The 26,355-nt window shown below is 69.6% G+C and carries 29 protein-coding genes; 21 read left to right on the top strand and 8 right to left on the bottom strand.

The genetic code is table 11. From position 1 onward, the window contains the following. Nucleotides 1–23: 23 nt before the first annotated feature. From NRP21_RS17375 to NRP21_RS17365, 3 genes are read right to left on the bottom strand one after another with little or no spacing between them, the layout of a single operon-like run. Entirely contained in the window at nucleotides 24–629 is a 606-nt protein-coding gene (locus NRP21_RS17375) for a helix-turn-helix domain-containing protein (protein WP_257717493.1), read from the bottom strand. Then, complete coding sequence (locus tag NRP21_RS17370; protein WP_257717492.1) at nucleotides 626–1,564, bottom strand: PDR/VanB family oxidoreductase; 939 nt, start codon at nucleotides 1,562–1,564, stop codon at nucleotides 626–628. The genes NRP21_RS17375 and NRP21_RS17370 overlap by 4 nt, the downstream gene beginning before the upstream one ends. A gap of 6 nt (nucleotides 1,565–1,570) precedes the next feature. Beyond that, a complete protein-coding gene (locus NRP21_RS17365) occupies nucleotides 1,571–2,056 on the bottom strand; it encodes an MOSC domain-containing protein (protein WP_257717491.1) in 486 nt (161 codons plus the stop codon). Nucleotides 2,057–2,210: 154 nt separating this feature from the next. On the opposite strand from NRP21_RS17365, the gene NRP21_RS17360 reads away from it, so the two are divergent. Further along, the gene (locus NRP21_RS17360) at nucleotides 2,211–3,308 is read left to right on the top strand and encodes a TRAP transporter substrate-binding protein (RefSeq protein WP_257717490.1); all 1,098 of its coding nucleotides are present in this window, start codon (nucleotides 2,211–2,213) and stop codon (nucleotides 3,306–3,308) included. Continuing rightward, the gene (locus tag NRP21_RS17355; protein WP_257717489.1) at nucleotides 3,305–4,285 is read left to right on the top strand and encodes a Bug family tripartite tricarboxylate transporter substrate binding protein; all 981 of its coding nucleotides are present in this window, start codon (nucleotides 3,305–3,307) and stop codon (nucleotides 4,283–4,285) included. The genes NRP21_RS17360 and NRP21_RS17355 overlap by 4 nt, the downstream gene beginning before the upstream one ends. Here the strand turns inward: NRP21_RS17355 and NRP21_RS17350 are convergent. From NRP21_RS17350 to NRP21_RS17335, 4 genes are all read right to left on the bottom strand, one after another. Next, nucleotides 4,282–4,449, bottom strand: a complete 168-nt coding sequence (locus NRP21_RS17350; RefSeq protein WP_257717488.1) for a hypothetical protein — start codon at nucleotides 4,447–4,449, stop codon at nucleotides 4,282–4,284. The two genes, NRP21_RS17355 and NRP21_RS17350, sit on opposite strands and share 4 nt — an antisense overlap. A gap of 31 nt (nucleotides 4,450–4,480) precedes the next feature. Further along, entirely contained in the window at nucleotides 4,481–5,545 is a 1,065-nt protein-coding gene (locus NRP21_RS17345) for an alpha/beta fold hydrolase (RefSeq protein WP_257717487.1), read from the bottom strand. 419 nt (nucleotides 5,546–5,964) lie between these two features. Continuing rightward, on the bottom strand, nucleotides 5,965–6,201 hold the full coding sequence (locus NRP21_RS17340; RefSeq protein WP_257717486.1) for a hypothetical protein: 237 nt from the start codon (nucleotides 6,199–6,201) through the stop codon (nucleotides 5,965–5,967). A gap of 41 nt (nucleotides 6,202–6,242) precedes the next feature. Further along, nucleotides 6,243–7,997, bottom strand: a complete 1,755-nt coding sequence (locus tag NRP21_RS17335) for a cytochrome c biogenesis protein DipZ (protein ID WP_257717485.1) — start codon at nucleotides 7,995–7,997, stop codon at nucleotides 6,243–6,245. A gap of 300 nt (nucleotides 7,998–8,297) precedes the next feature. On the opposite strand from NRP21_RS17335, the gene NRP21_RS17330 reads away from it, so the two are divergent. The 3 genes from NRP21_RS17330 to NRP21_RS17320 all read left to right on the top strand — a co-directional run bounded on the left by NRP21_RS17330 (nucleotide 8,298) and on the right by NRP21_RS17320 (nucleotide 10,964). Then, nucleotides 8,298–9,038: a response regulator gene (locus tag NRP21_RS17330; RefSeq protein ID WP_257717484.1), complete on the top strand. Its 741-nt coding sequence runs from the start codon at nucleotides 8,298–8,300 to the stop codon at nucleotides 9,036–9,038. Continuing rightward, nucleotides 9,035–10,354 carry an ATP-binding protein gene (locus NRP21_RS17325; protein ID WP_257717483.1) on the top strand — a complete coding sequence of 440 codons (1,320 nt, stop codon included), beginning with the start codon at nucleotides 9,035–9,037 and terminating at the stop codon, nucleotides 10,352–10,354. Before NRP21_RS17330 ends, NRP21_RS17325 begins: the two co-directional genes overlap by 4 nt. A 169-nt stretch (nucleotides 10,355–10,523) precedes the next feature. Continuing rightward, nucleotides 10,524–10,964, top strand: a complete 441-nt coding sequence (locus NRP21_RS17320) for an organic hydroperoxide resistance protein (RefSeq protein ID WP_257717482.1) — start codon at nucleotides 10,524–10,526, stop codon at nucleotides 10,962–10,964. 426 nt (nucleotides 10,965–11,390) lie between these two features. On the opposite strand, the gene NRP21_RS17315 is transcribed toward NRP21_RS17320, so the two are convergent. Continuing rightward, entirely contained in the window at nucleotides 11,391–12,302 is a 912-nt protein-coding gene (locus NRP21_RS17315; protein WP_257717481.1) for a LysR substrate-binding domain-containing protein, read from the bottom strand. 114 nt (nucleotides 12,303–12,416) lie between these two features. Here NRP21_RS17315 and NRP21_RS17310 point away from each other — a divergent pair, with 114 nt between their 5' ends. The 16 genes from NRP21_RS17310 (at nucleotide 12,417) to NRP21_RS17235 (ending at nucleotide 26,274) form a co-directional block, all read left to right on the top strand. Beyond that, a complete protein-coding gene (locus NRP21_RS17310) occupies nucleotides 12,417–13,217 on the top strand; it encodes a type 1 glutamine amidotransferase domain-containing protein (RefSeq protein ID WP_257717480.1) in 801 nt (266 codons plus the stop codon). A gap of 8 nt (nucleotides 13,218–13,225) precedes the next feature. Continuing rightward, nucleotides 13,226–13,585, top strand: coding sequence for a putative quinol monooxygenase (locus NRP21_RS17305; protein ID WP_257717479.1), 360 nt, complete (start codon nucleotides 13,226–13,228; stop codon nucleotides 13,583–13,585). A gap of 679 nt (nucleotides 13,586–14,264) precedes the next feature. Continuing rightward, nucleotides 14,265–15,092: an SIS domain-containing protein gene (locus NRP21_RS17300; protein WP_257717478.1), complete on the top strand. Its 828-nt coding sequence runs from the start codon at nucleotides 14,265–14,267 to the stop codon at nucleotides 15,090–15,092. 5 nt (nucleotides 15,093–15,097) lie between these two features. Next, a complete protein-coding gene (locus tag NRP21_RS17295; RefSeq protein ID WP_257717477.1) occupies nucleotides 15,098–15,601 on the top strand; it encodes a TRAP transporter small permease in 504 nt (167 codons plus the stop codon). A gap of 28 nt (nucleotides 15,602–15,629) precedes the next feature. Continuing rightward, complete coding sequence (locus NRP21_RS17290) at nucleotides 15,630–16,916, top strand: TRAP transporter large permease (protein WP_257717476.1); 1,287 nt, start codon at nucleotides 15,630–15,632, stop codon at nucleotides 16,914–16,916. A 21-nt stretch (nucleotides 16,917–16,937) separates the two neighbouring features. Continuing rightward, complete coding sequence (locus tag NRP21_RS17285; RefSeq protein ID WP_257717475.1) at nucleotides 16,938–17,969, top strand: DctP family TRAP transporter solute-binding subunit; 1,032 nt, start codon at nucleotides 16,938–16,940, stop codon at nucleotides 17,967–17,969. A gap of 61 nt (nucleotides 17,970–18,030) precedes the next feature. Beyond that, complete coding sequence (locus tag NRP21_RS17280; protein ID WP_257717474.1) at nucleotides 18,031–18,657, top strand: bifunctional 4-hydroxy-2-oxoglutarate aldolase/2-dehydro-3-deoxy-phosphogluconate aldolase; 627 nt, start codon at nucleotides 18,031–18,033, stop codon at nucleotides 18,655–18,657. Nucleotides 18,658–18,673: 16 nt separating this feature from the next. Further along, nucleotides 18,674–19,324, top strand: a complete 651-nt coding sequence (locus tag NRP21_RS17275) for an RraA family protein (protein WP_257717473.1) — start codon at nucleotides 18,674–18,676, stop codon at nucleotides 19,322–19,324. A gap of 2 nt (nucleotides 19,325–19,326) precedes the next feature. Continuing rightward, nucleotides 19,327–20,268, top strand: a complete 942-nt coding sequence (locus NRP21_RS17270) for a sugar kinase (RefSeq protein WP_257717472.1) — start codon at nucleotides 19,327–19,329, stop codon at nucleotides 20,266–20,268. Further along, complete coding sequence (locus tag NRP21_RS17265) at nucleotides 20,265–21,212, top strand: C-terminal binding protein (RefSeq protein ID WP_257717471.1); 948 nt, start codon at nucleotides 20,265–20,267, stop codon at nucleotides 21,210–21,212. Before NRP21_RS17270 ends, NRP21_RS17265 begins: the two co-directional genes overlap by 4 nt. Before the next feature lie 14 nt (nucleotides 21,213–21,226). Beyond that, nucleotides 21,227–21,784 carry a 2,4'-dihydroxyacetophenone dioxygenase family protein gene (locus NRP21_RS17260; RefSeq protein ID WP_257717470.1) on the top strand — a complete coding sequence of 186 codons (558 nt, stop codon included), beginning with the start codon at nucleotides 21,227–21,229 and terminating at the stop codon, nucleotides 21,782–21,784. Next, the gene (locus NRP21_RS17255; RefSeq protein WP_257717469.1) at nucleotides 21,781–22,539 is read left to right on the top strand and encodes an SDR family NAD(P)-dependent oxidoreductase; all 759 of its coding nucleotides are present in this window, start codon (nucleotides 21,781–21,783) and stop codon (nucleotides 22,537–22,539) included. The genes NRP21_RS17260 and NRP21_RS17255 overlap by 4 nt, the downstream gene beginning before the upstream one ends. Before the next feature lie 329 nt (nucleotides 22,540–22,868). After that, nucleotides 22,869–23,045 carry a hypothetical protein gene (locus NRP21_RS17250; protein WP_257717468.1) on the top strand — a complete coding sequence of 59 codons (177 nt, stop codon included), beginning with the start codon at nucleotides 22,869–22,871 and terminating at the stop codon, nucleotides 23,043–23,045. Nucleotides 23,046–23,129: 84 nt separating this feature from the next. Continuing rightward, a complete protein-coding gene (locus NRP21_RS17245) occupies nucleotides 23,130–24,122 on the top strand; it encodes a Bug family tripartite tricarboxylate transporter substrate binding protein (RefSeq protein WP_257717467.1) in 993 nt (330 codons plus the stop codon). Between the two features lie 142 nt (nucleotides 24,123–24,264). Further along, a complete protein-coding gene (locus NRP21_RS17240; protein ID WP_257717466.1) occupies nucleotides 24,265–25,098 on the top strand; it encodes a tripartite tricarboxylate transporter substrate-binding protein in 834 nt (277 codons plus the stop codon). A 12-nt stretch (nucleotides 25,099–25,110) separates the two neighbouring features. Then, nucleotides 25,111–26,274 (top strand): enolase C-terminal domain-like protein, encoded by a 1,164-nt coding sequence (locus tag NRP21_RS17235; RefSeq protein WP_257717465.1) that lies wholly within the window; start codon nucleotides 25,111–25,113, stop codon nucleotides 26,272–26,274. Nucleotides 26,275–26,355 lie beyond the last annotated feature (81 nt).

The following is a 26,355-nucleotide window of genomic DNA, read 5'->3' as shown; positions in this document are numbered from 1 at the left end:
CGGCTGCAGCCCCACGAAGGCCGCTAGCCCCTGCGGCCCTGCGCCGGTTGCGCGACGGCGACAAGCGCCGAGGCTGGCTCCGGCCCGACGCGACGGATGCGATGCGGCAGGTGGCCGGGGAACTGGGCGCAGTCCCCGGTTTCCAAAACGAAGCCCCGGTCGGCGAAGCGAAGCTCAATCGTGCCGCGCAGCACGAAGAACAGCTCCTCGCCCGCATGCTCGGCATGGCCGTCCGGGCTGAACTCGGCGGCAGGATGCAGCACGAAGGCTTCCAGCGCAGCGCCGTCGCGGCTCAGCGCCTCGATGCCGTTCACGCCCTCCTCCACGGTCGAGACCGCCAGGCGGTCCTGCGCCCGGGTGACACGCACTGCGTGCTCGGCCAGCCGCTCTCCGAACAGCTCGGCCACCGGCACCTCCAGCGCCTCCGACAGGCGCAGTACGGTGGCGATGGAAGGATTCTTCAGCCCTCTCTCCAGCCGGGAGAGGTAGCCCTTGTCCAGGCCGGCAGCCTCCGCCAGCACCTCCAGCGTCATCTCGCGGCTCTGGCGCAGCGCGCGCAGCCTCGTGCCGAGTTCCGCCTTGCGGGCGGCATCCCGGTCGGGCGCTGGCTTGCGAAGACTGGCGCTCATGCCTCGACCACCAGCCTGTCGGAGGTGCAGCCGGCCACGCAGGCCATCAAGTGCGTCTCCCGCTCCTGCGGAGTCAGCACGCGGTCGCGGTGGAGTGGCGCCCCCTCCAGCCAGCGCAGCTTGCAGGCGCCGCAGATCCCGCCCTCGCAGGAGGCCTCGACCTTCGCACCAAGGGCGCGCAGTGCCACCAGCATGCTCCCGCCCGCGGGCACATCTGCCGTGGCGCCACTGCCTGCCAGCACCAGAGTATAGGGCCGCGCGTCCGGGTCCGGCGGCAGCACCGGCGGGACGAAGTGCTCCGCCCGCGCGCTGCCCGTGGGCCAGGCGGCGGTGGAGCGCTCGAAATCCTCGATCATCGCGTTCGGGCCGCAGCAATAGGCCTGCAGCCCGGGCCGGTACGGGCCAAGAAGGAACTCAAGGCTCGGGCGCGGGACCGCCGCCGTGTCGTGCGCGACGGCACGACCGGATTCAAGCCAGGGCGACAGGTCCTCGGGGCAGGGGAGGGCGCCCCGGTGCAGCAGGTGCAGGGTCCAGTCCGCCCCCGCGCGCTCCAGCACCGGCGCCATGGCGAGGAAGGGCGTGACGCCGATCCCACCCGCGATCATCACGTGCCGCCCCGCCCCTTCCGCCAGCGGGAAGGTGCAGCGAGGCATGGACGCCGCGACCGCGTCGCCCTGCGCCAGCGCGTGCACCCAGGCGCTTCCGCCGCGCGATTCCAGCTCCAGCTTCACCGCCACCGTCCAGGCGTCCTGCACCGCCGGGTCGCCGCAGAGGCTATAGGCGCGCGGGCCCACGCCCGGCACATGCAGGTCCAGATGTGCCCCGGGCTTCACGCGCGGCAGCGGCCAGCCATCCGGGTCGCGCAGGGTCACGCGCAGGATACCCGGTCCCGCCGGGCGGACCTCCGCGACGCGCAGCTCGATGTGGCGGGGCATGGGGGCTTAGAGCGGCCGGATGGCGTCGCCCACGCGCAGCGTCCCGCCCTCCAGGATCTTGCAGTTCAGGCCGGAGCGGTGGACCAGGGGGTCGAAGACCGGCTTGCCCAGGATCTCCTCGATGTGGCGGCAGGGGATGGAGAGGCGCGTCGCCTCCACCACGCAACCGCCAAGGCGGAAGCGCTGGCCGACGAGATGGTTCACCGGCACGCCGCGCGTGGTGACGTTGCGGCGGTGCTCCTCCGGCAGGATCTCCATCTTGTAGTCGCGCAGGATGGCCTCCAGCACCTCGGCCTCGAACAGGGTGACCTGACGGCCCTCCTCGGGCTTCTCGGAGTAGAAGCCGGTCTCCGTGCCGATGCGGTAGCGGTCGCCCACGATCCCTTCACCGGCCACCAGCTCGATCGCCTCCTGCCCCTGCATGGGCAGGAAGGCGCGGGGGGTGATGTGGAGGTGGGCCACCACGCCGCTCCAGGTCGGGGACACGCTCATTCGTTCCTGCTCCAACTTTGGGCAACTTGTTGCCTGATGATCATCACTCTTACCAGGAAGACGGATTTCAGCAAGCAAATCGCGGATTCATGCTGGGCAACGGCTTGGTGCCGGGTCTGTAATGTCCTGGCCCGGACCGATCAGGAGCTTCCCGATGCGTCGTCGTCACCTCATGGCCGCGGGCTCCGCGGCGCCCGCTCTCGTCCTGCCCGCCCTCGCCGCACCGGCGCTGGCGCAATCCGCGCCCGAGATCCGGTGGCGCATGACCAGTTCCTTCCCGAAGGCGCTCGACGTGACCTACTCCGCCTGCGAGTACCTCGCGCGCGTCGTCGGCGAGATGACGGATGGCAGGTTCCGCATCACCCCCTTCGCGGCCGGGGAGATCGTGCCGGGGTTGCAGGCGCTGGACGCCGTGTCGTCGAACAGCGTCGAGATGGCGCATACCGGGGGCCTGTTCTTCACCGGCAAGGATCCGGCCTTCGCCTTCACCACCACTGTGCCCTTCATGCTGAACCCGCGGCAGCAAGCCGCCTGGCTGTACCACGGCGGTGGCAACGAGATGCTGAACCGCCTGCTGAAGGAGTACAACGTCTACGGCCTGCCGCTCGGCAACAGCGGGAACCAGATGGGCGGTTGGTACCGCAAGGAGATTCGCTCGGTCGAGGACCTGAAAGGGCTCAAGTTCCGCGTGGCCGGGCTGGCCGGGAACGTGATGGCCAAGCTCGGCGTGGTGCCGCAGCAGATCGCGCCCGGCGACATCTACGCAGCGCTGGAGCGCGGCACGATCGACGGCGTCGAGTATGTCGGCCCCTATGACGACGCGAAGCTCGGCTTCGAGAAGGTTGCGCGCTACTACTACTATCCCGGCTGGGGCGAGGGCGGCGCCGTGTTCCACGCCTTCATCAACCTGGAGCGCTGGAACGAGCTGCCGAAATCCTATCAGGCCGTGCTCACCACCGCCTCTGGCGCCGCGACGCAGTGGATGCTCGCGCAGTACGACTGGAAGAACGTGGAGGCGCTGTACCGCCTTGTCGCCAACGGGACCCAGCTCCGCGCCTTCCCGAACGAGGTGCTGGACGCTTTCTACCGGACCACTCAGGAGGTCTTTGCGGAGATGTCGGCCCATTCCCCGCGCTTCAAGGAACTGCTGGAGAGTCAGGTGGCCTTCCGCGACCGCTCCTACGGCTATCATCAGGTCGCAGACTACTCCTTCGACAGCATGATGCTGCGCCTGCGGCGAGCCGCGCGGTGAGGCGCCGCACCTTCCTGGCGGGGCCTGCCCTCGCCGCGCCCGTCCTGACGACCCTGGCGCGACCAGCGCTGGCGCAGGCCTTTCCCGCGCGCCCGCTGCGGATGATCGTGCCCTTCGGTCCCGGCGGGATCAGCGACCTCGTGGCCCGCATCGTGGCGGAGGCGACGAGCCCCATTCTCGGCCAGCCCGTGGTGGTGGAGAACCGCACGGGCGCGGGCGGCAACATCGCGGCCGAGGCCGCGGCGCGCGCGCAGCCGGACGGGTACACCGTGCTCTTCTGCAGCATCGGCATGCTGGCGGTGAACCCCGTGCTGTACCGCCGGCTTCCCTTCGATCCGGCGAAGGACTTCTCCTTCGTCGCGCCGCTCGCCGACACGCCCCATATCTTGGTGGTCCGCCCCGGCCTGCTGCCGGACGGCGCCGGACTGAGGGAGTTCATCGCCCTGGCCCGATCGGAGCCCCGACGGCTGACCTGGAGCACGGCCGGGGCCGGCAGCTCCCCGCACCAGACCCTCGCCCTCCTGCAGTTCCTGGGCGGGGCGGAACTGACCGCGGTGCACTACCGGTCCGGCGCCGCCGGCGTGCAGGCGGTGCTCGCCGGCGAGGTCTCAGCCACCGCGGAGGCGACGCCTGTTGTCGTGGAGCATATCCGAGCCGGCACGCTGCGCGCCCTGGTCGCCGCGGTGCGAGAGCGGCTGGCGCTGCTGCCGGAGACGCCGGGCGCGGCCGAGGCGGGCATGCCCGGTCTCGTGAACGGTTCCTCCGCGGGCATTGTCTTGCCGCGCGCCACGCCGGAGCCGGTCCGAGCGGTGCTGGAGGATGCCTTCACCCGCGCCATGGCCTCCTCTGAGATCCGGGTGAAGCTGGCGGCCCAGGGAACGGTTCCGCTCGGCGGCGGTGCGGCCACCTTTGCCGAGGCGGTCACGAAGGAGGGGGAGCGTTGGCGCCGCGTGCTGGCGGGAATGACACTGGACTAGGCGGCCCCGGGTGGGGGCGCTTTGTTTGCCGCGGCCGGCAGCGGTCCGCCGCGCATCTCCTCGTTCCCGATGAAGGGTGGCGGGGTGGACGGCGCGCAGGCGCTGAGGAGGGCGAGGCCGAACGCGGCCAGGACGGCACGGCTCGCCGAGCGAGGATGGCTCATGGTCTCTTATCCTTTCAGGTGATGGTCGGGGTTAGAACCGGTCCACATCCAGGATCGCCTGGGCGAACTCACGCGGCGCTTCCTGCGGCAGGTCGTGGCCGATGCCGCCGGTGATGTCCCGGTGCTGGTAGCGGCCGGTGAACTTGCGGGCGTAGCTGGCCGGCGGCGGATAGGGGGCGCCGTTCGCGTCGCCCTCCAGCGTGATGGTGGGCAGGCCGATCGTGGGAAAGGCGGCGAGCTTCGCCTCCAGCTCGTCGTACTTCGCCTCACCCTGGGCCAGGGCCAGGCGCCAGCGATAGTTGTGGATCGAGATCGCCACATGGTCCGGGTTGTCGAGCGCCGTCGCGGAGCGGTCGAAGGTGGCGTCGTCGAACCGCCATTTCGGCGAGGCCAGTTCCCAGATCAGGCGCACGAAGTCCCGCGTGTTCTTCGCGTAGCCCTGCGCGCCGCGCTCCGTGGCGAAGTAGAACTGGTACCACCACAGCAGCTCCGCCTTCGGCGGCAGGGGCGCGCGGTTGGCCTCCTGGCTGCCGATGAGATAGCCGCTGACGGAGACAAGGGCCGTGCAGCGCTCGGGGAACAGGGCGGCCAGGATGCAGGCGTTGCGGGCGCCCCAGTCGAAGCCGGCGACGAGGGCCTTCTGGATGCCCAGTGCGTCCATCAGCGCGATGGCGTCCACCGCGAGCGCGCTCTGCTGGCCGTTGCGGGGCGTGTCGGCGGAGAGGAAGCGCGTGGCGCCGTAGCCGCGGAGATAGGGGATGATCACCCGGTAGCCCGCCGCCGTCAGGATCGGCGCCACGTCCACGAAGGCGTGGATGTCGTAGGGCCAGCCATGGAACAGCAGGACCGGGTTGCCGTCCGCCGGGCCCTCCTCGACATAGGCCACGTCCAGGACGCCGGCCCGGATATGCTTCAGGGCCGGGAAGGCCGTGCGGCCCACGGCCACGGGGCGGGCCGCCAGGCGGGTGGGCGGCGAAGCGCCCTGTGGTTCCTGCTGGGCGAGGGCGGGCTTGATGGTGGCCAGCCCGGTGGCCGCGACACCCAGGGCGGCGGTCCCAAGGAACGTCCTGCGGCGCTGATCTATCTGTTCGGGCATCACTGTCTCCTCTTCACGTCGTTGGCGAAGGGGAGAAGACCGCGCCGCTGTATCGCCGCGATGTCGCGGACTCCCGGGATCTGCAAGACCCTGTACAGGGCGGGCTGCTGTACACGCGGCGATACAATGTCGATGACGCGACCTCCCGGGAACTGCTTGAAGGACTGTCCGGGGGATGGCAATCTGGCCGCCTTGGCAGTGCGTGGCGGATCGAGAGAAGGCTGGACCTCCGGCAGTGATCGGAAGTTTCCGGCATCGCGGGCACACCAGCACCCGTGCCCCCTTGCAACCGCGACGGTAGAAGCGGTTGCGGCCGCGCCGGCCCGAAGGGCACGGCGCGGCTCGCCCGGAGGTGCGGCGGATCAGCGCAGGCGCCGGAAGGCCTCGCGCGCCTCGTCCACGAAGATCCGCAGCTGCTCTCAGGCCGCGAAGTGACTGCCATGGGCTTGCCCGTGATCTCGCGCACGTTGAAGCTGTTCGAATGGTCCTTCCAGGAGATGCGCGCGGCAGAGGCACCCGTTCCCGTCAGCCAGTAGAGCGAGATAGCCGTCGGTCAGGGCACCGTGGACAATGACGACGTTCCGCACCTCGGCGTCCACCGCGGAAGTTCTGGCCGCGATGGCCATGGCGAGGGCGGTGACGTTATGCCGCTTCATCACGGGCCTGCTCCTGCGGTGTGATGGATCGGGAAGGCGGATCAGCCGAAGGTGAAGGCGAAGGCCTCGACGCCGGGATCAAGGAATCGGATCTCGAAGCGGCGCGCCCGCACGGCGCCCGACTGGCGGACGAGTTGGTAGAGACGGGTCGCGTCCACCGTGCCGTAGCCCTCGGCATCCGTGTCCGCGCCGTGATCGGCGCCGGGCGCCTGCCCGTCGATCGTAACGCGGAAGCGCACGGGGCTGCCGGCGCCACCGGGGCCGAGCACCAGGTGCAGATCCCGCGCGCTGAAGCGGTGGTCGAGGCCGCCGCCGGGCACGTTCAGCACGGCCTGCTCGGCCTGAACCGTCCAGTTGCCGGACAGGCCCCATTCGTTCACGCGCAGGTCGCCGATAGAGTAGTCCCGCGCCGCGTCGTCCCGCACGCGCTCGCGGGAGGCGAAGTTGCTGGCCTGACGATAGCCGACATAGGTCTCGCCGGAGCGGATGTTGGCCAGGTCCGGCGCCGCCTCGATGGCCTGGGGCCGGGGCTCGGCCGCTGCGCCGGCCGGCATGCCGCTGCCCGCCTCGCGCAGCAGGTCCTGGATGGCGGCCTCTAAGCGATCGTAGTGCCCCTCGCCGAACTGGCTGTAGCGGATGCGCCCGCTGGCATCGACGAGGTAGAAAGCCGGCCAGGCGTTGTTCCGCCAGGCGCGCCAGATTCGGTAATCGCTGTCCACCGCCACGGGATAGGTGATCCCGAAGTCGGACACGGCGCGGCGCACGTTCTGGAGCCGCTTCTCGAAGGCGAACTCCGGCGTGTGGACACCGACGACGACGAGGCCCTGGTCCCGGTACCGCTCCGCCCAGGCGCGCAGGTAGGGGGTGGTGCGGATGCAGTTGATGCAGGAGTAGGTCCAGAAATCGACCAGCACCACCTTGTCGCGCAGCGCCTCCGTCGCTAGCGGTGGAGAGTTCAGCCAATGCACCGCGCCTTCCAGCGGGGCCGCGCTGCCCTGCACGGGCAAGCTGCTGCGGTATGGCGGGGCGGCGTCGGAAGCCTCGGCGCCGCTTTCGGCCGCGGGAGTCGGGGCGGGACGCAGCCTGTTAAGCACCGCCCGCTCGGCGGCCGTGGTGCTGGCGTAGGACACCCGCGCCAGCGCACCCGTGTCGAGGCGCAGCGCGATGACGGTCACGCCGGCGAGGACGGCGGCGCCCAGGCTGCGCCGCACCCATTCCCCAGCGCCGAGCAATCCCCTCAGGGTGGCCAGGGCCAGGGCCAGCCGGCCTGCGAGCAGTGCCACGGCCAGCGAGGTGCCCGCGCCGGCGGCATAGGCCAGCAGCAACAGCGCCGTGCCGATATTGGCGCCGTTCAGCGCTGCCCCCGTCAGCACGAGGCCGAGGATCGGCCCGGCGCACGGTGTCCAGAGCATCCCCGTCGCCACGCCGACCAGCAGCGAGCCGGCGGCGCCCCATCGGCGGCCGCCGGCGGCGCCGATCAGCCGGTTGCCCCCAGCCACGAAGGGCCGGGCCAGGGTGTTCGCCAGACCGGGCAGCAGCAGAGCGGTGCCGAAGAGCGCCAGCAGCAGGATCGCGACGAGGCGCCCGATCTCATTCGCCCGGACTGCCCATCCCCCGCCCACTGCCCCCAGCGAGGCGACCAGGGCGAAGGTGATGGCCATGCCGGCCAGCATCGGTAGCGTATCGCGCAGGAAGGAACGCCCGGCCCGCGCGAGGACGAAGGGGATGACCGGCAGGATGCAGGGGCTGAGGATCGTCAGCGCGCCGCCGATGTAAGCGACGAGGAGAAAGGGCATGGCCACCTCCGGGGATTGAAGCCGTGCCGCCATCCCAGCGGGGCCGGGTATCCGGGGTATGTGCCCGGGCGGCGGGAAGCGTACCGCGGTGTCGCTGCGGGGCCGCGCCATACACGCCGGTACATTCCGGCGCGGGCCGGGCAGCGCCCACCCCGTCCCGGTCGGAGATACGTGGGCATACAATTCAGGCCCACGCCGATACAGGCGGGATACCCGGCCGATCCTATCCTGCGGCAAGCCGGGGTCGTCATCCCCGGAGCGGGCACGATACACTCGCGGCGGGCGGCGAGGAGGACGGGCATGGACCATGTCGACCACATCCTGATCGTCGACGACGACCGGGAGATCCGCGATCTGGTCTCCGAGTACCTGAGACGGAACGGCCTGCGCGTGACGGTGGCCGCCGACGGACGGCAGATGCGGAGCTTCCTGGACGCCAACACGGTGGACCTGGTCGTGCTCGACATCATGATGCCGAGGGAGGACGGGCTGACCCTCTGCCGCGAACTGCGCGGGGGCAGGCACAAGGCCATCCCCATCCTCATGCTGACGGCCCGCAGCGACGAGACCGACCGCATCATCGGGCTCGAGATGGGCGCGGATGACTACGTGCTGAAGCCCTTCGCCGCGCGGGAGCTGCTGGCGCGCATCAACGCCGTGCTGCGCCGAACCCGGATGCTGCCGCCCAACCTGCAGATCAGCGAGGCCGGCAAGGTCCTGACCTTCGGCAACTGGCGCCTTAACACCGTGGGCCGGCACCTGATCGACAGGGAGGGCACTGAGGTAGCGCTGAGCGGCGCCGAGTACCGGCTCCTCCGCGTCTTCATCGACCACCCCAACCGCGTCCTGAACCGCGACCAGCTCCTCAACCTCACCCAGGGGCGAGACGCGGAGCTCTTCGACCGCTCCATCGACCTGCTGGTGAGCCGCCTGCGCCAGCGGCTGCGCGACGACGCGCGCGACCCGGCCTACATCAAGACCGTGCGGAGTGAGGGCTACGTCTTCTCGGCCTCGGTCGAGATCACGGAACCCATGGGGTGAGCGCCGCGCACGCCTCCCGCGGCTGGTGGCCGCGCACCCTGCGGCTCCGCGTCTTTTTCATCCTCCTCGCCGGCCTGGCCGCGGCCTATGGCCTGTCCCTCGCCGCGTTGGGCGCCGAACGGTACCTGTCGGCCAAGGCGGTGATGCTTGGCACGCTGGAGAGCGACGTCGCCACCTCGATCAACATCCTCGACCGGAGCCCGGCGGAGGACCGTCCCTGGCTTGCCGAATGGCTGGCCCGCGGCAGCTATCGCTTCGTGATCGGCCCCGGAGAGCCGGGTGTGGCGGAAACGTCCACCCGGAGGCGCGAGATCGCGGCGCGGATCGAGGAGGCGGCGGGCGGGCGGTTCCCCGTCGCCATCCGATCCATCCCCGGGGGGCGGGAGCGGCTACAGGCCCACCTGACCCTGAACGACGGCAGTCCCCTGACCATCGACATCACGCCGCGCGGCGTCATGCCCGTCGCCAGTTGGCTGCCCTGGGTTCTGGCCGCGCAGATGGTCCTACTCGTGCTCTGCGCCTGGCTCGCCATGAACCAGGCGCTGCGGCCGCTCGGCGAGTTGGCGGCGGCGGCCGACGCGCTGGATCCGAACCGGAAGGGCACCGACCTGAGCGAGACCGGCCCCAGCGAGGTGGCCCATGCGGCCCGCGCCTTCAACGCCATGCGCCGCCGGATCGCCGGGTACCTGGAGGAGCGGGTACAGATCCTCGCCGCCATCTCCCACGACCTGCAGACGCCTATCACGCGGATGCGCCTGCGCGCGGACATGGCGCCGGATTCGCCGGAGCGGGACAAGCTGGTGCACGATCTGCGCGAGATCGAGGCGCTGGTCCAGGACGGCATTGCCTATGCCCGCAGCGCCCATGGCAGCGGGGAGAAGGAGGCTCGTATTGACCTCGCGGCCTTTGTGGACAGCCTCGCCTGCGACTACCAGGATACCGGCAAGGACGTCACCGTCGCCGCCCTGGTGGAAGGCGTGGTCTCCACCAAGCCGCACGCGCTTCGGCGTATCCTCTCCAACTTCCTCGACAATGCCCTCAAGTTCGCGGGCACGGCCGAGATCGGCGTCGAGCGTGGCAGGGACGGTCGGACGGTCATCACGGTCCGGGACCGCGGCCCCGGCATCCCGGAGGACATGCTGGACGCCGTGATGCAGCCCTTCGTCCGGCTGGAAGGGTCGCGCAGCCGCGACACGGGCGGGACCGGGCTGGGTCTTGCTATCGCCGGGCAACTGGCGGGGAGCATCGGCGGCTCTGTTCGCCTCTACAACCGGACCGATGGCGGCGGGCTGGCAGCCGAGCTCGTGCTGCCCTGACCGGCGCGAGCCGAACGGAATGGTAAGCTGGCGTATCACGTCCGCGGCTGGCGGAGGTCCGATACGAAGGCGCGAAAACTCGGACAAGCGCCGGATACCTTCCCACTGGATACTCACCTCACGGCCCGGAGCGGCCGCGTCCCAGGCCCGAGGGGCTGAGGAGCATCCCATGATGACGATCGAGACGGTCCTCTACACCGGCCGTACCCACACCACTGGCGGGCGCGACGGAAGCGCCAGCAGCGATGACGGCCGGCTGGACCTGCGGCTCTCGCCCTCGGGCAGCGCGCAGCCTGGGACGAACCCCGAGCAGCTCTTCGCGGCGGGGTGGTCCGCCTGCTTCATCGGCGCGATGGGGCTGGCTGCGGGCCGTCGCAGGCTGGCGCTGCCAGCGGGCACGGCCGTGGATGCGGAGGTGGACCTCGGCAAGGCAGAGGATGGCTTCCACCTGCGCGGCCGCCTCGCCGCTTCCCTTCCCGGTCTCGATCCCGCGCTCGCGCACGAACTGGTGGAGGAGGCGCATGCAACCTGCCCCTACTCCAGGGCCACGCGCGGCAACATCAAGGTGAAACTGACCCTCACCTCTGCAACGGCCACCCGGCCTACCTGAAATGGCATCGTGCATGACCTTCCTCAAGAAGATGCCCTTCCGGATCGCTTCACTGAGTGTCCTGGGTCTCGCCGTCCTGGCGGCGCCCTGCGCCATCGAGGCCACCTCCCGTGAACCCTCTCCCCTGTCGGGCTTGGTTTCGCTGGCCTCGTCTCATGCGTCGCCCGCGACGCGGCTGGCTGCGTCGCGGGAGCCAGCCTAATCATTGATGGGGCTTCACGATCTAGACGCGCGGAACCGGGTCTTGGTGCCCGGTACAGAGGGATGAATATCGCGCCTGGCTAGATCAGCGAGGCGTGATCTTCAGGGAGTAGCCTCTCAGGTCTTCGCGCCTCCTCCCGGATTGGCTCGGCCAGCAATCAGCGCTCCGCCCGCTTTCGAGGACTTCCTCAAGGAGCAAGTATGACCGCTAAGTCGCCCTGCTCCTCAATGCGGCGGGCCCGAGAGGTTCACCGCCACTTCGGCGATGAGCGCTCTCAGCCACCGGTGCGCCGGATCTTGGCGGTATCGGACGTGCCACGCCATTTCGACCGGGAATGTCCCGAGGTTCACCGGCGGAGGCAGGACCTTGAGCCGGGGATCATGTGCCAGCCGGCGGCAGATGAGATCTGGCAGCGTCGCGCAGTAGTCTGTGACGGCGACCATCTCGGCGACCGCGAAGAAGTTCGTGACGGAGATGGCGACCTCGCGCTTGAGCTGCTGCTGCGCGAGCGCCTGGAACAGCCCGGCCCGCATGCGGCCGGGTGGCACCACGTTTACGTGCCTGAGCCGCTCGAACTGCTTCCGGGTCATGCTATCGCCGATCTCGGGATGATCTGCCCGCACTACGCAGGAGAGCCCCTCGTCCATCAGGTGCTGCACGACGAGGTTGTCGGGCGGATCGACGACCCGGCCGAGGACCAGCGCGGTTGTCCCGGAGGTGACGCCGGTCTCTGCGAGATCGTTGCTGTACGGCGTCAGTCGTAACCGGATGCCGGGGGCGACCTGGCGCAGCCTCGCCACCACCGCGGGTACCAGGACGAACTCGACATAGCCGTTGGGCGCGATAGTCAGCAGACGCTCGGCCTTGGACGGGTCGAACTCCTGCTGGCCGAGCACGGCGTCGTCGAGCCTCGCCAGCGCCTCAGCGATACCGGGTGCCAACTCCAGGGCGACCGGGGTCGGCTGAATCCCGTAGCGTTCCCGGACGAAGAGCTGGTCCTGCAACATGACCCGCAGGCGTGAGAGCGCGTTCGACAGGGCGGGCTGGGTCATGCCGAGGCGTTCCGCGGCGCGCGTGACGCTGCGCTCCTCCATCAGGGCGATGAAGATCGGCAGGAGGTTGAGGTCATAGCGCACGGCTTATAATGCGCTCAATATATCTAGAATCAAAGCAATAAACTTCTGGAATACCTCTGGAGCGACGATGGTGCGCTCGTCCGCAGGGAAGCGGACGGGGCAGCGGAGGCTCAGATGACCAAGGGAACAGTGCTCGTAGTTGGCTCCAACGCCACGCGGATCGAGCTCCAGGGCGGCGGCTCGGCCGCGATCGGGCAATACCTGAATGAGACGGTCGTGCCGGTAATGGCGCTGATCGAGGCCGGCTACCGGGTGGTGCTCGCCACGCCGGACGGGACCAAGCCGCATATCGACGAAGCGTCGGATTCTCCGCAGCACTTCGGAGGTGACGAGGCTGCCCATGGACGCGCCAGGGGCTTCTATGCCGACGATCCCTCCATGAACCAGGTGCGCACGCTGCACTCCGTGGTCGATGGCGGACTGGGCGGCTACGCCGGCCTCTTCGTGCCCGGCGGCCATGCCCCGGTGGTCGACCTCATGCAGGACGCCGAGATGGGCGCGGTCCTCCGGCACTTCCACGAGGCCGGGAAGCCGACCGCGCTGCTCTGCCACGGCCCGGTCGCCATTGCCGCGGCTATGCCGCGAGCCCGCGAATTCCGCGCCGCGCTAATCGCCGGGGACACGGCCGGGGCGGCCGAGTTCGCCCGGGGCTGGCCCTATGAGGGCTATCAGATGACCGTCTTCTCGGCGAGCGAGGAGAGGATCGCCGAGGAGCACCTGCTGCTCGGCAGGCTCTACTTCGACATGCCGGCGGCCTTGCAGGCCGCGGGCGGCAGGGTGACCAGCAACCCGGTCGACTTCGCCCCGAACGTAGTGGTCGATCGCGAGCTAATCACCGGTCAGAACCCGAGTTCCGACCATGCCCTCGCCGCCAAGCTGATCGAAGCGCTCGCTCGACCGCTCGTGATGGCGTGAGAACCCGCATGACCGGCGGGGCGCTTCGCTCGCGCCCCGCCGATCCCGCTCATCTGACAGGGAACAGCAAGATGTCGAACCAAGTGAAGATCATGGCGATCCTCGCCGCCCGGGCAGGGAAGGCCGCGGAACTGCGGGCCCTGTTGGATGGGATGATCGCCGCAAGCCGCGCGGAGTCGGGCAACCTGCGCTACGACCTCTGGCAGGACCAAGCCAACCCTGCCCGGTTCGTGCTTGACGAACTTTACGTCGACGGCGAGGCGGTGGCGGCGCACCGCGCAACTCCGCACTTCCAGAGATACCTTTCGCTCATCGGCGATCTTGCTGAGCGTACCGCCGTCGTACTCGATCCCGTGGCGGTGTCCTGAAGCAGGTATGCCGCCGGGCACGGGGCGCTAGGTTCGACGACGGTACCGGTGGCTGCGTGGCGAGCGACCTGGGCACGAGGCTGCCCTCGGCGTGCGGGCGGCTGGCGCGGGTGGACCTCTGGTCTCCCGCGTCCAGCGCTGCGGGCCGGGCCTCGCGCCGTTGATGGCACGCCTTCGCAGCGGCCCGTTTTGGCCGAGAGCTGCCCGTCAGCCCTTGAACTCGAACGATGGCTAAGCGGACGTGAAGCATCGCTCCATTCCGCCCCGTCTAGGTTCTGCCCACGCCCAAGGCATAACGGGGAGGGAACGATGAAGGCCGAAGTAAGCCGTTAATCCGCTTGCAAGCGAGGCGTCAGGAAAGCGGACGCTCACTGAAATGGGCACCTTGGCGGCACTGTTTGCCGGGCAGGTTGGCAGCGGCCTCTCACCGCGCTGCCGCTTACCCTGGCCCGTCCCCCAACCGTCCGTTCTTGGCGTAGCACTACAACGACTTCGACTGGAGCAGCGGCAAAATAGGCGTCGCGGTGAGAATGGCAGCCTCGCTGGCCCAAGGCTCAGCACGGCTCCTCGCCGTCTAGTACCAAGCCCGGACGCACTCATCTAAAGGACATCATACAGCCCTCTTGAAGACCGGTCCCACGATGTAGTAGCACTACGACAAGAATTGAGGGCGGGAAGCGTGCAGGAACAGATCAGTTCTGCAATGGGCGAGTTGAGCCCGGCTGAGCGTAAGGTGGCGCAGCTGGTCATTGCGGATCCCGATGCCGCCATGACCGGCACCCTGGCGCATGTCGCGCGGCGCGCCGGCGTTTCCGAGCCAACTGTGGTCCGGTTCTGCCGCTCCCTCGGCCTGGAAGGCTTCGGCGACCTGCGGATGGCCCTCGCGCGGACTGATCAGCGCCCGCGCATGCACCGGCGGGTGGAGGCGAACACGCCCGTCTCTGAGGTCGCCGGCGCCGTCCTGGGAACAGCCATCGCTGCACTGGAAAACCTGCAGAAGACCCTGGATCCCACGGTGATCGAGCGCGCCGCGCCGGCCCTGGTGCGGGCCTCTCGCGTGGAGATCTGGGGTTTCGGTGCCTCCGCGGCGGTCGCGCAAGACTTGGCGCACAAGCTGTTCCGTGTATGCCGTGGCGTCGTCGCGCGCAGCGACCCGCACATGCAGGCCATGGCCGCCGCCACCCTCGACGGCGACGCGGTCGCGCTCTGCATCTCCCATACCGGCCGCTCGCGTGAGCTGGTGGAGGCGGCGCAGCTGGCACGGCAGGCCGGCGCGACCGTCCTTTCCGTCACGCGCCCCGGCTCTCCGCTGGCCGAAGTCTCGACGCTTCTCGTTCCCGTGGAGGTGGAGGAGGACACGGAACTTCATACGCCCATGGTCTCCCGCCTGGCGCATCTTGTGATGGGCGATGCCCTGGCCGTCGCCGTGGCGCTGCTCTCACCACCGGCGGCCGATGAGCGGCTCGCCCGCATGAAGGCCGCCCTCAAGCCGCGGCGGACGGAGTGAACGCCATGGAACGCGCCTTCCTCTTCGTGAACCGCTTCGTCTGCGCTGTCCTGCTGGCGGCCTCCTGCACCCTCGTCTTCGCCAACGTCGTGCTCCGCTACGGCTTCGGCCAGTCCTTCGCCTGGGCGGAGGAAGTCAGCCGCTACATGGTGGTCTGGCTCGCCTTCCTCGGCTCCGGCCTTGCGCTGCGACAGGGCGCGCATATCGCCGTGGAGACGCTGCCGGACGCCCTGCCGGAACCCGCCGCGCGGCTGGTGCGGATGCTGATCGTGCTGCTGGTGACCGCCTTCCTCGTCCTGCTGGGCTGGTGGGGCTGGGACTACGCAATCTTCGCCTGGGGGCAGCACAGCCCGGTGCTGCGGCTCTCGGCCGGCATGGTCTATCTCGCCGTTCCCGTGGGCTGCGTGCTGATGCTCATCCACCTCGCCCTGATGGCGCCCGGCTTCGTCCGGCAGGCCCGCAGTGACGAGGACAAGGTCACCGCCGCCGAACTCGGCGGCGCGCTCTGAACCGCCGGGCCTACGGAGCGATCGCGCCATGATCACCCTCACCCTCGTCTTCCTCGCCACTCTGGCGCTCGGCGTCCCCATCGCCTTCACCATGGGCATGGCCAGCGCGGCCGTGATCTGGAAGGAGGATCTGGCAGACCTTCTGGTCGTGCCGCAGCAGGTATTTGCCGGGCTGGACAGCTTTCCCCTCCTCGCCATCCCCTTCTTCATCCTCTCCGCCGAGCTGATGACGGGCGGGCGCCTGACCGACACGCTGCTGCGCTTCGCGGCCGCCTGCGTGGGCCGGGCCCGCGGCGGGCTGGGCCACACCAACATCATCACCCTCACGCTCTTCTCCGGGCTGTCCGGCAGTGCGCTGGCGGATGCCGCCGGCCCCGGTGCGGTGATCCAGCGCATGATGAAGGAGGGCGGCTATTCCGGTGCCTATGGCGCGGCGCTGACGGCGGCCACGGCCATCGTCGGGCCGATCATCCCGCCCTCCATCATCATGGTGGTTTATGCGCTGACGGATAACTCCGTCTCCGTGAACGGCCTCTTCATCGCGGGTGTGGTCCCAGGCCTTCTGATCTCGGCCGCGCTGCTGGGCGTGAATCACTGGATCAGCGTCAAGCGCGGCTACCGCGGGGTGGATTCCCGTCCGCCCTTCCGCGAGTTCGTCTCGCTCTCCATTAGCGCCATCCCGGCCCTGCTGCTGCCCGTGATCATCATTGGCGGCATCCACGGCGGCGTCTTCACGCCGACCGAGGCGTCCGCGGTCGCCGTGTTCTACGCCCTGGTCTGCGGGCTCTTTTTCTACCGCTCGCTCGCCCTTTCGGCCCTTCCAGGCATCCTCGTCCGCAGCTGCGTGATGACGGCGGCGGTGATGCTGATCATCGCCACCTCCAACAGCTTTGGCTACGTGCTGACGGTGCTGCAGGTGCCGCAGGCCGTGGGCGAGTGGATCGGCACCCTCGGCCTCTCGGCGATCGGCTTCCTGCTCGTCGTCAACATCTTCCTGCTGCTCTTTGGCATCTTCATCGAGCCGCTGCCGGGCGTGATGATCCTCGTTCCCATCCTCGCGCCCCTGGCCGCCAGCATGGGGATCGATCCCATGCACTTCGCCATTGTCGTCATCGTCAACTTGACGCTCGGGATGATCACGCCGCCGGTCGGCGGGCTGCTCTTCGTCACGCAGGTCGTCAGCGGCGAATCCATGGGGCGGATCGTGAAGGAGCTCTGGCCCTTTCTGGCCGCTCAGATCGCCATCCTGCTCCTGCTCACCCTCGTGCCCGGCCTGTCCGTCTGGCTGCCGCACGCCATGGGCTACGCCAAGTAAATCGCAAAGGAGGAAATCCCAATGAAGATCAACCGTCGTCACCTGATGCTGGGAGCCGCGGCCGGCGCCGCCACCCTGGCGATGCCCGCGGTGGTGGGCGCGCAGCAGGCGCGCATCATCCGCTACACCCACTATCAGCCGGGCCGGCTGGACCAGCCGAAGCACGCCGCCGCGCTCGCGTTCAAGAGCACGGTGGAGGGCCTGACCGCCGGCCGCATCCGGGTGGACATCTTCCCCGCCGGCCAGATCGGCCCGGCCCAGCAGGTGATGGAGCAGCTCCGCCTCGGCAGCCTGGAGATGGCCGTGGTGCATGACGGCGGCATCGCCGGCGTCTACGCGCCTTACCAAGCCTTTTCCCTGCCGTTCCTGTGGGAGAACCAGGCGATCGCCTGGAAGGTGCTGGACGGCGCCTTCGGCGCCGAGATGGCCGAGGACATGCGCAAGAAGGTCAACATCCGCCTCTTCGCCCATGCCGATAACGGCATCCGCCACATCACCAACAGCAAGCGCCCGATCGTCACGCCCGACGACATGCGTGGCCTCAAAATCCGCGTGCAGCCCTCGCCGGTCTTCGTGAAGCTGATGGAGACGCTCGGCGCCTCCGCCTCGGCGATCGATTGGGGCGAGCTGCCCGCCGCGCTCTCCCAGGGCACGGTGGACGGGCAGGAGAACGGCGTGACCAACATCCTCGCCGCCAGCCTCTACCAGAGCCAGAAGCACATCACGCTCGACGGCCACGTGTACTCGCTGCACGCCTACATGATGTCCGACCGCTTCTTCAACCGGCTGGGCAAGGAGGAGCAGGCGGCGGTGCTGCAGGGCGTGGAGGTAGCGAAAGTGATCCACCGCGGCATGACCGCGGCGCAGGACGCCAATGCCGAGGTGATCCTGAAGGAGAAGGGCATGACCGTGCAGCGCCTGACCTCCGCCCAGATCGACGCCTTCCGCCAGCGCGCCCAGGGTCCCGTGCGGGAATGGCTGGACAAGGAGATCGGCCGCGAGTGGACCGAGAAGCTGCAGAACGCGACGCGGCGGGCGCAGGAAGCAGCCTAAACCCCACACTTCACGACGGCCGGGCGCCTCCGCGTCCGGCCGCCCCCAGGACAGAGATCTGATGCATAGCCTGATTCCGACGCTTCGCCGGGCAAGGGTGGTCCCCGTCATCCGCACCCACGCGACGGCGACCGCCGAGACGGCCGTGCGCTGGCTGCACGAGGCCGGCATGCGGATCTTCGAGATCACCATGACCGTACCCGACGCGCCCGCCCTCATCCGCGACCTGGCCTCCGACCCCGACCTGGTGGTCGGCGCCGGCACTGTGCGTGACGTCGCCTCCGCCGAGGCCTGCATCGCCGCAGGTGCCCGCTTCCTCGTCACCCCCTGGGTCGATCCCGAGGTGGCGCGGGTGGCGAAGGCGGCCGGCGCCGGGATGATGCCGGGCGCCATGACGCCGACGGAGGTGCGCGCCGCCCTGGCCGCGGGCGCCGACGTAGTGAAGATCTTCCCCGCCAGCTCCGCCGGCGGCCCCTCCCACCTGCGGGCGCTGAGTGCCGTATTCCCCGGCGTGGCCTTCTGCCCCACCGGCGGCGTGGACGCCCGCAACGCCCCCGACTACCTCGCCGCCGGCGCCGCCTTCGTGGGCATCGGCGGCAAGCTGGTGGACGAGGCCGCGATCCTGGCCGGGGACCGCGCTTCCGTGCGGCGCGCCGCCGAGGACGCGCTCGGCCTGATGCACATCTGAAGAGAACGAGGACCGAATGCTGACCCCTGAAATCATCGAAGGCTTCAAGACCGTCGCCATCGCCTCCGTGGCCGATGCGCTGGACAAGGTGGTAGGCCGCCGCGGCTACATGCACCACGAGATCAAGAACCGCATCAACGAGAAGCGCATGGTCGGCCCCGCCGTGACCGTGCTGCACACGCCCACCCACGAGTTCCTGCCCCCCACCCACGCGCTGGAGCTGATCGATTCCAGCCCCGCCGGCAGCGTGATCTGCATCGCCGCCATGGGCGATGAGGACCTGGCCTTCTGGGGCGGGCTGATGACGGCGGGCGCGGTGGCGAACGGCCATGCCGGTGCCGTGCTCGGCGGCGGCGTGCGCGACATCCCGGAGATCCGGCGCGACTACGACCTGCCGGTCTATGCCCGCTACGCGTCCCCTGGCACCTCGCTTGGCCGCACCGGCACCGTCTCCGGCAATGTGCCCGTCAGCATCGGCAACATCATGGTCCATCCCGGCGACCTGATCGTGGCCGATATCGACGGCGTCTGCGTCGTGCCCCCGGCCAAGGCGGCCGAGGTGCTGGCCATGGCGCGCGAGATCGACGAGCGCGAGGCGGAGCAGGCCCGGCTGATCATCGCCGAGAAGTCGCTCGCCAAGGGTCTTGCCAAGTACGGGCGCATCTGAGCATGGCGACCCCGCCCGACATCCTCTGCATGGGCGAGCCGATGCTGGAGTTCAACCAGCAGGCGCCCGATGCGGAAGGCCGCATCCTCTACCTGGAAGGCCATGGCGGAGATACCAGCAACGCCGCCATCGCCGCCGCCCGCAGCGGGGCCCGCGTGGGCTACATCACGGCGGTGGGCGCGGATGCGGGCGGGGAATCCTTCCAGGCGCTCTGGCGTCAGGAAGGGGTGGACACTGCGACCGTGCGGACCAATCCCGCGGCCCAGACCGGCATTTACTTCGTCACCCATGACGAGGGGGGCCATCACTTCACCTTCTATCGCACCGGCAGCGCCGCGGCCCGCTACACGGTGGCTGACCTGCCGCTGCCGGCCATTGCGGCCGCGAAGGTGCTGCATGTCTCCGGCATCAGCCAGGCTATCTCCGAGACGGCCTGCGACGCCGTCTTCGCCGCGATCGAGGCAGCGCGGGGCGCAGGGGTGAAGGTCTCCTACGATACGAACCTGCGCCTCCGCCTTTGGCCCGCCCGGCGCGCGGCCGCCGTGATGCATGCCGCCATCGCGCGATCCGACATCGTCTTCCCCTCCTTCGAGGATGCCGAGGTGCTGACGGGGCTGAGCGACCCGGAGGCGATCGCGGACTTTTACCTGAACCTTTGCCCGGTCGTGCTGCTGAAGCTCGGCAAGGACGGTGTCCTCGTCTGCACGCGGGAGCGGCGGGAGAGAGTCATTGGCCACGCGGTGCAGGCCGTGGACGCCACCGGGGCGGGCGACACCTTCGCCGGCGCCTTCCTGGCCCGGTACGTCGCCGGGGACGATCCCTTCCACGCCGCCCGCTACGCCAATGCGGCCGCCGCCCTTTCCACCACGGGCTACGGCGCAGTAGCCCCTATCCCAACGGCGGCCGCCATCGGCGCGCTGCTGGCCGGGAGCCGTGCGGCATGATCGTCGCGGTCCTCGACGACGGCTACGAACATTACGAGGCGGAGCGGGCCATCCTCGCCCCGATCGGGGCGACGGTGGAGCTGCGGCCCTGCCGAGGCGATGCTGCGCGCGTGGCCGAGGCCCTGCGGGACGCCACCGCCGCGATCGTGCGGGAGAGCCCGATCACGGCCGAGGCCATCGCCGGCGCGCCGGAGCTGCGCGTGATCGTCCGCGCCGGCGTCGGCGTGGACAATATCGCGCTCTCCGCGGCGAAGGCGCGGGACATCCCTGTCTGCAACACGCCGGACTATGGGACGGAGGAGGTCTCGGACCACGCCCTGGCCTTGTTCATGGCGCTCTGGCGCCGTCTGCCGCAATCGGCCGCCCGCATGGCGGAAGGTGGCTGGGGCGTGCCGCGCAGCCTGCCGCAGTGGCGCATCCGCGGCCGCACGCTCGGCCTGATCGGACTGGGACGGATCGGGGCGGCCCTCCTGCGGAAGGTTCGGCCCCTTGGCTTCGGGCGCATCCTCATCGCCGATCCCGGGCTGCGCGAGGCGCCGGAGGGGTGCGAACTGACCCACGCCGCCACCATCGCGCGGGAGGCGGATGCGATCAGCCTGCACGCGCCGGCGCTCCCGGTGACGCGCCACATCATCAACGCCGACTTCCTGGCGGCGATGAAGCCCACGGCGATCATCGTCAACACCAGTCGCGGCACTCTGATTGACGAGGTGGCCCTGGCTGCGGCCCTCCGAGAGGGCCAAATCGCCGGTGCCGGCCTGGACGTGTTCGAGGCGGAGCCGCCGGCGATGGACAACCCGCTGCGCGGCCTGTCCAACGTGATCCTGACCGACCACGCCGCTTGGTACTCCGAGGACAGCATCGCGGACCTGCAATCCATGTCCGCGCAGGAGGTGGCCCGAGTCCTGCGGGGCGAGGCGCCGCTTAACCGCGTGAACCCATAACGGAGGATGCGCCGATGAACGACCGCGTGACGGAAGCCGATCCGGCTGCGGGGCTGGACGCGGAGACGCTGAGGCGGATGCCCTACCAGCACCCGCAGCACGAGCGCTGCCTGCCCGACCTCGTCGTGGCCCCCGCCATCCCGGAGGACGACCGGGTCTGGGTTCCCCAGGCCGAGAACGTCTGGTTCCGCCCGCTCTGCCTCAGCCTCTCGGGCGGCTACTGGATGAACCTGCTGAAGGTCCGCCGCTCCGGCATCCTCAGCCGCCACCGCCATCCCGGCCCGGTCCATGCCTTTGTGCTGAAGGGAAGCTGGCGCTACCTGGAGCACGACTGGGTGGCCAGCGAGGGCTCCTACGCCTTAGAGCCGCCCGGCGAGATCCACACCCTCGTCGTGGACGAGGGCGTGGAGGAGATGATCACCTATTTCCAGGTGAATGGCTGCATGTACTACGTCGATCCCTGGGGCCGGCACACCGGCTACGAGGACGTGTTCACGAAACTCGACATGTGCCGCAAGCACTACGAGGAGGTTGGTCTCGGCGCGGCATACGCGGATCAGTTCGTGCGATGACGGCTGACATGACCATGCCGGCCGCCCAGGCCGCCTTCGCGCCGGGTCTGCTGGCCGGCCGCACGGCCGTCGTCACTGGCGGCACCACCGGCATCGGGGCCGGGATCGCGGAGGCTTTGGCGCGCCTTGGTGCCAACGTCATCGCCGTCGGCCTGGGCGCGGCGGAATGCCATTTTCCGCCGGACGTCGATGTCATGGCCCGCGAGCTCGACGTGACGGATGCGGAGGGGGTCGAGGCCATGATTGGATCGCTCGACCGCCTCGACATCCTGGTGAACTGCGCCGGCGTGATCCGCCGCGTGGAGGAGCACCAGCTCGATGTTTTCGAGCGCGTGCTGGCGATCAATCTCACCGGTACGATGCGGGTCTGCACGGCCGCCCGAGCCCGGCTGGCGGAAAGCCGGGGCTGCATTATCAACACCGCCTCCATGCTCTCCTTTTTCGGCGGCGGCCTCGTGCCGGCCTATAGCGCGAGCAAGGGCGGTGTGGCGCAGCTGACCAAGTCCCTCGCCATGGCCTATGCTCCGGACGGCATCCGGGTGAACGCCGTTGCGCCGGGCTGGATCGCGACCCCGCTGACACAGGCACTCCAGGACGATCCCACGCGCTCGGGGCCGATCCTCTCGCGCACGCCGCTCGGGCGCTGGGGTCTGCCGGCCGATGTCGCGGGCGCCGCGTGCTTCCTGGCCAGCCCCGCGGCGTCATTCATGACCGGCGTGATCCTGCCCGTCGATGGCGGCTACCTCATCGCCTGAGAGCCTCCTTGCCGGGTGTCCCCCTGGCACACCCCATCCTGAGAGACACGCTCCTGCAGGTAGTCCAGCACCCTGACCGCACAGGCCGGGCCGGCCATTCGGAGCGATGGATCAGCCAGAGCGTGCCCACCACCGCTGTCCCGCCCTCGACGACGCGGATCGCCTCAGCCCGAGGAGAGGCCTGCCGCGCGTAGCGCGGGATGACCGCGAAGCCCAGGCCGTGCGCCACCGGCTCCAGGATCAGGCCCACCTGGTTGCTAAAGCCGCGGACGGGCAGGCTGCGGACGCCGGGGCTCCGTGGGCAGCGCTGGCTCAGCAGGCGGGTGACCATGGTCACTCTGATCCTCGCGCTCAGGTGGGTCGGATATGACATCTGGTGCTTGCGGATCGGCCATGTTCCGCACACCCCCGATGGCATGCCGCCCGCCGAACTCCGGCGATTGATCGAAGGCGAGATCGGATCCTCCCACCGCTTCCTGGCATGTGTCTCGCTGTCACTGGACTGAACCCGGCCGGCGCATCCGCGCGAAGGCCGATGGTGGATTGTTAGCTGATGGGTTAAATCGTAACGAAACGGGAGGATAGGGTCCATGCGCCAAGAGGCTTGGCATGGCCGGCGTGTCGTGCTGGCGCTGCTGACGGCGGCATCCGGCGGGACGGCCAGAGCTCAGTCTCCCGCCCGCTGGCGCCCCGCGCGGCCGATCCGCCTCATCGTCGGCTTTCCGCCAGGCGGCTTCACGGACATCCTGGCGCGCTCGCTGGCCCCGTTGCTGCAGGCCCAGCTGGAGCAGGCGGTGGTTGTTGAGAACCGGGGCGGTGCTGCCGGCATCATCGGGGCCGACCTCGTTGCCCATGCGGCGCCCGACGGGACGACGCTGCTGCTCGGCCATTCCACCGCCAATGCCATTGCGGCCAACCTCGACCAGAGGCTCGGCTTCGACCCGCGAACCGCCTTCACGCCGATTACCCTTGTCGCGGCGCAGCCGCATGCGCTGCTGGTCAATGCGGGAGCTCCCTATGCGAGCACGCAGGACCTCCTGGACGCAGCCCGGCGCGCCCCCGGCCGGCTGACCTATGCCTCCTCCGGCGTGGCCTCGGTGCAGCACGTCGCGGGGGAGATGCTGCGGGCAGCGACGGGGATCGACGTGGTCCACGTTCCCTATCGCGGCACCGGCCCTTCGCTGGCCGACCTGGCGGGAGGGCAGGTGGACTTCGTGATCGATGGGCTGGCGGCAGCCGCGCCCCTCATGCACGCCGGGCGCATCAAAGCCCTGGCAGTCAGCACATCTGGCCGCGTGGCGCGCTTCCCTGACCTGCCTACCCTGGATGAGTCCGGAGCCCCCGGTGTGGAGATCCGGTCCTGGTTCGGCCTCTTCGGCCCGGCGGGGCTACCCGCGCCGGCGGTTGAGAGCCTTTATGCGGCCACGGTGGAGGCCCTTGCCTCGCAGCCGATGCGGCGCCTCCTGGACGATGCCTCGGCGGAGGCGGGCGGAATGCCCCCGTCGGAATTCGCCGCCTTCATCGCGAGAGAGATCGCGCGCTATCGCGACGTGGCGGCGCGCATGCGGATTGCCGTGGAATGAGAGAGAGCCGCATGATCCTCGCTCGCCGCAGCCTGGTGGCCGCTCTCGCCGCTCCCGCTGTCGCGCGAGGCCAGGCCAGCTGGGCCCCGAGCAGACCGGTGCGAGTCATCGTGCCCTTTGCTGCCGGGACATTATAGCCCGGATGCTGCGGGAGCCACTTGGCACGTCGCTGGGCCAGCCCGTCGTCATCGAGAACCGGCCAGGGGCCGGCGGAAACATCGGCATCCAATCGGTGGCGCGTGCCGCACCGGACGGCCACACGCTGCTGTTCTGTTCCAGCGCCTTCGCCGCCAATCCGGCGCTGCAGCCCCAAGACCGGCCGCCGCTCTATGACCCGCTGCGCGACTTCGCCCCAATCACGGCCGCCGTCACCTCGCCGAACGCCATCGTGGCGCATCCCTCCGCGCAGATCGGGACCCTGGCGGCCATGCTGGCCCGAGCAAGGGCGGAGCCCGGCAAGCTCGACTATTCCAGCCCCGGCAGTGGCACCGGTCCCCACCTCGCGGCCGAGATGTTCCGCCGCGCCACGCGGATCGAGCTGACGCATGTGCCCTTTAACGGGGCGGCCCCGGCGATGCAGGCCGTGCTGGCCGGCACGGTTCCCCTGGGCTTCGCTGCGATGCCGGCAGCTCAGTCCCTGGTTCGCACCGGCGGGCTCATCGGCCTCGCCACCACAGGCCCGGAGCGCTGGCCGGACCTGCCGGGTATGCCAACGGTCGCTGAAACGGTTCTACCGGGCTTCCAGAGCGAAACATGGCAGGCGCTGTTCGCTCCCGCCGGCACGCCAGAACCGGTAACGGCGCGTATCGCAGGACTGGTGACCACCATAGTCCGCGCCGCGTCCTCGGAGGGGCGCTTGCGGGGCATCGGTTTCCGCGCCCTGTTGAATACTCCCGCCGAGTTCGCCGCCCAGCTCGCGACCGAGGTGCCGGCGCTTGCCGCGCTGGTGCGCGAGGCCGGCATCCGCGCCGACTGAAGAAGGACCATCATGCGAATTGTCGAGATCCGCGAGACGGCCGTGCCCGTCCGCTCCTCCATGCGCAACGCCGTCTTTGACTTCGGCGAGATGACGACCTCGGTCGTCGCGGTGATCACGGACCGCGTGGTCGAGGGACGCCCGGTTGTCGGCTACGCCTTCAACGGAACCGGCCGGTACGCCTGCGGCGGCGCGATGCGCGGCCGCTTCATCCCCCGTCTGCTCGGAGAAGCGCCCGAGAGCCTGCTGGACGAAGAAGGTTTCCTGGACCCGGAGCGCTGCCTGCCGGTGCTGAACCGCCGCGAGAAGCCGGGCGGTGACGCGGAGCGTGCCTGGGCCATCGGCACTATCGAGACGGCGCTGTGGGACGCCGCCGCGAAGGCCCGGCGCGAGCCACTCTGGTCACTTCTGGCCCGGCGCTACGGCCCGGGGACGCCGGGCGGGCGGGTGCCCTGCTACGTCGGCGGCGGCTGGTACCGGCCCGGCCAGACGGTGGCGGACCTGCAGGACGAGATGCGCCGCCACCGGGATGCCGGCTACGTCATGCTCAAGACCAAGGTCGGAGGGATGCCGCTGGACGAGGACCGCCGGCGCATCGAGGGCGTGCTGGAGATCGTTGGCGGCGGCCACAACCTGGCCGTGGACGCGAACGGCGCCTTCGACCGGCAGCGTGCACTCGCCTATGCGGCCATGCTCGCGCCCTATGGACTGCGCTGGTTCGAGGAGCCGGTGCATCCCCTGGACCTGGCGCTCTATGCGGAGGTGTGCGGCGCCTACGCTCCCGCGATCGGAACCGGCGAGAACCTGTACTCCCTCCAGGACGTGGCCAACATGATCCAATTCGGGGGGCTGCGGCCCGACCGGGACATCCTGCAGGTGGATCCTCCCCAGGCCTTTGGCCTTGCGACCTTTGCACGCATCGTGGCCATGGCGGAGAAGGCGGGCTTCTCTCGGGCGCAGATATTTCCCCATGGCGGCAACCAGATGTCGCTCGCGGTGGTCGGCGGGCTTGGTCTCGGCGGGTGCGAAGCCTATCCCGGTGTTTTCGGTGCCTTCGCCGGATACGCCGACGACGCTCGCGTGGAGGACGGATGGCTGCGTCTGCCGGACCGACCGGGCATAGGCTTCGAGGGGCAGGCGGAGCTTTACGCGCTGATGAAGGATCTGGCCGCGTGAGGCGCGCAGTGCAGGATTGACTCCCCTCCCCAACAGCGTTCCGATCTAGCAAGAACCGGCGGCAACAGCCGGTGAGAGGGA

It is taken from the genome of Roseomonas populi, assembly GCF_024594815.1.
Classification (GTDB): domain Bacteria; phylum Pseudomonadota; class Alphaproteobacteria; order Acetobacterales; family Acetobacteraceae; genus Roseomonas; species Roseomonas populi.
The sequence above is the reverse complement of the archived record's forward strand: the minus strand, read 5'-3'. Positions and strand labels throughout refer to the sequence as shown.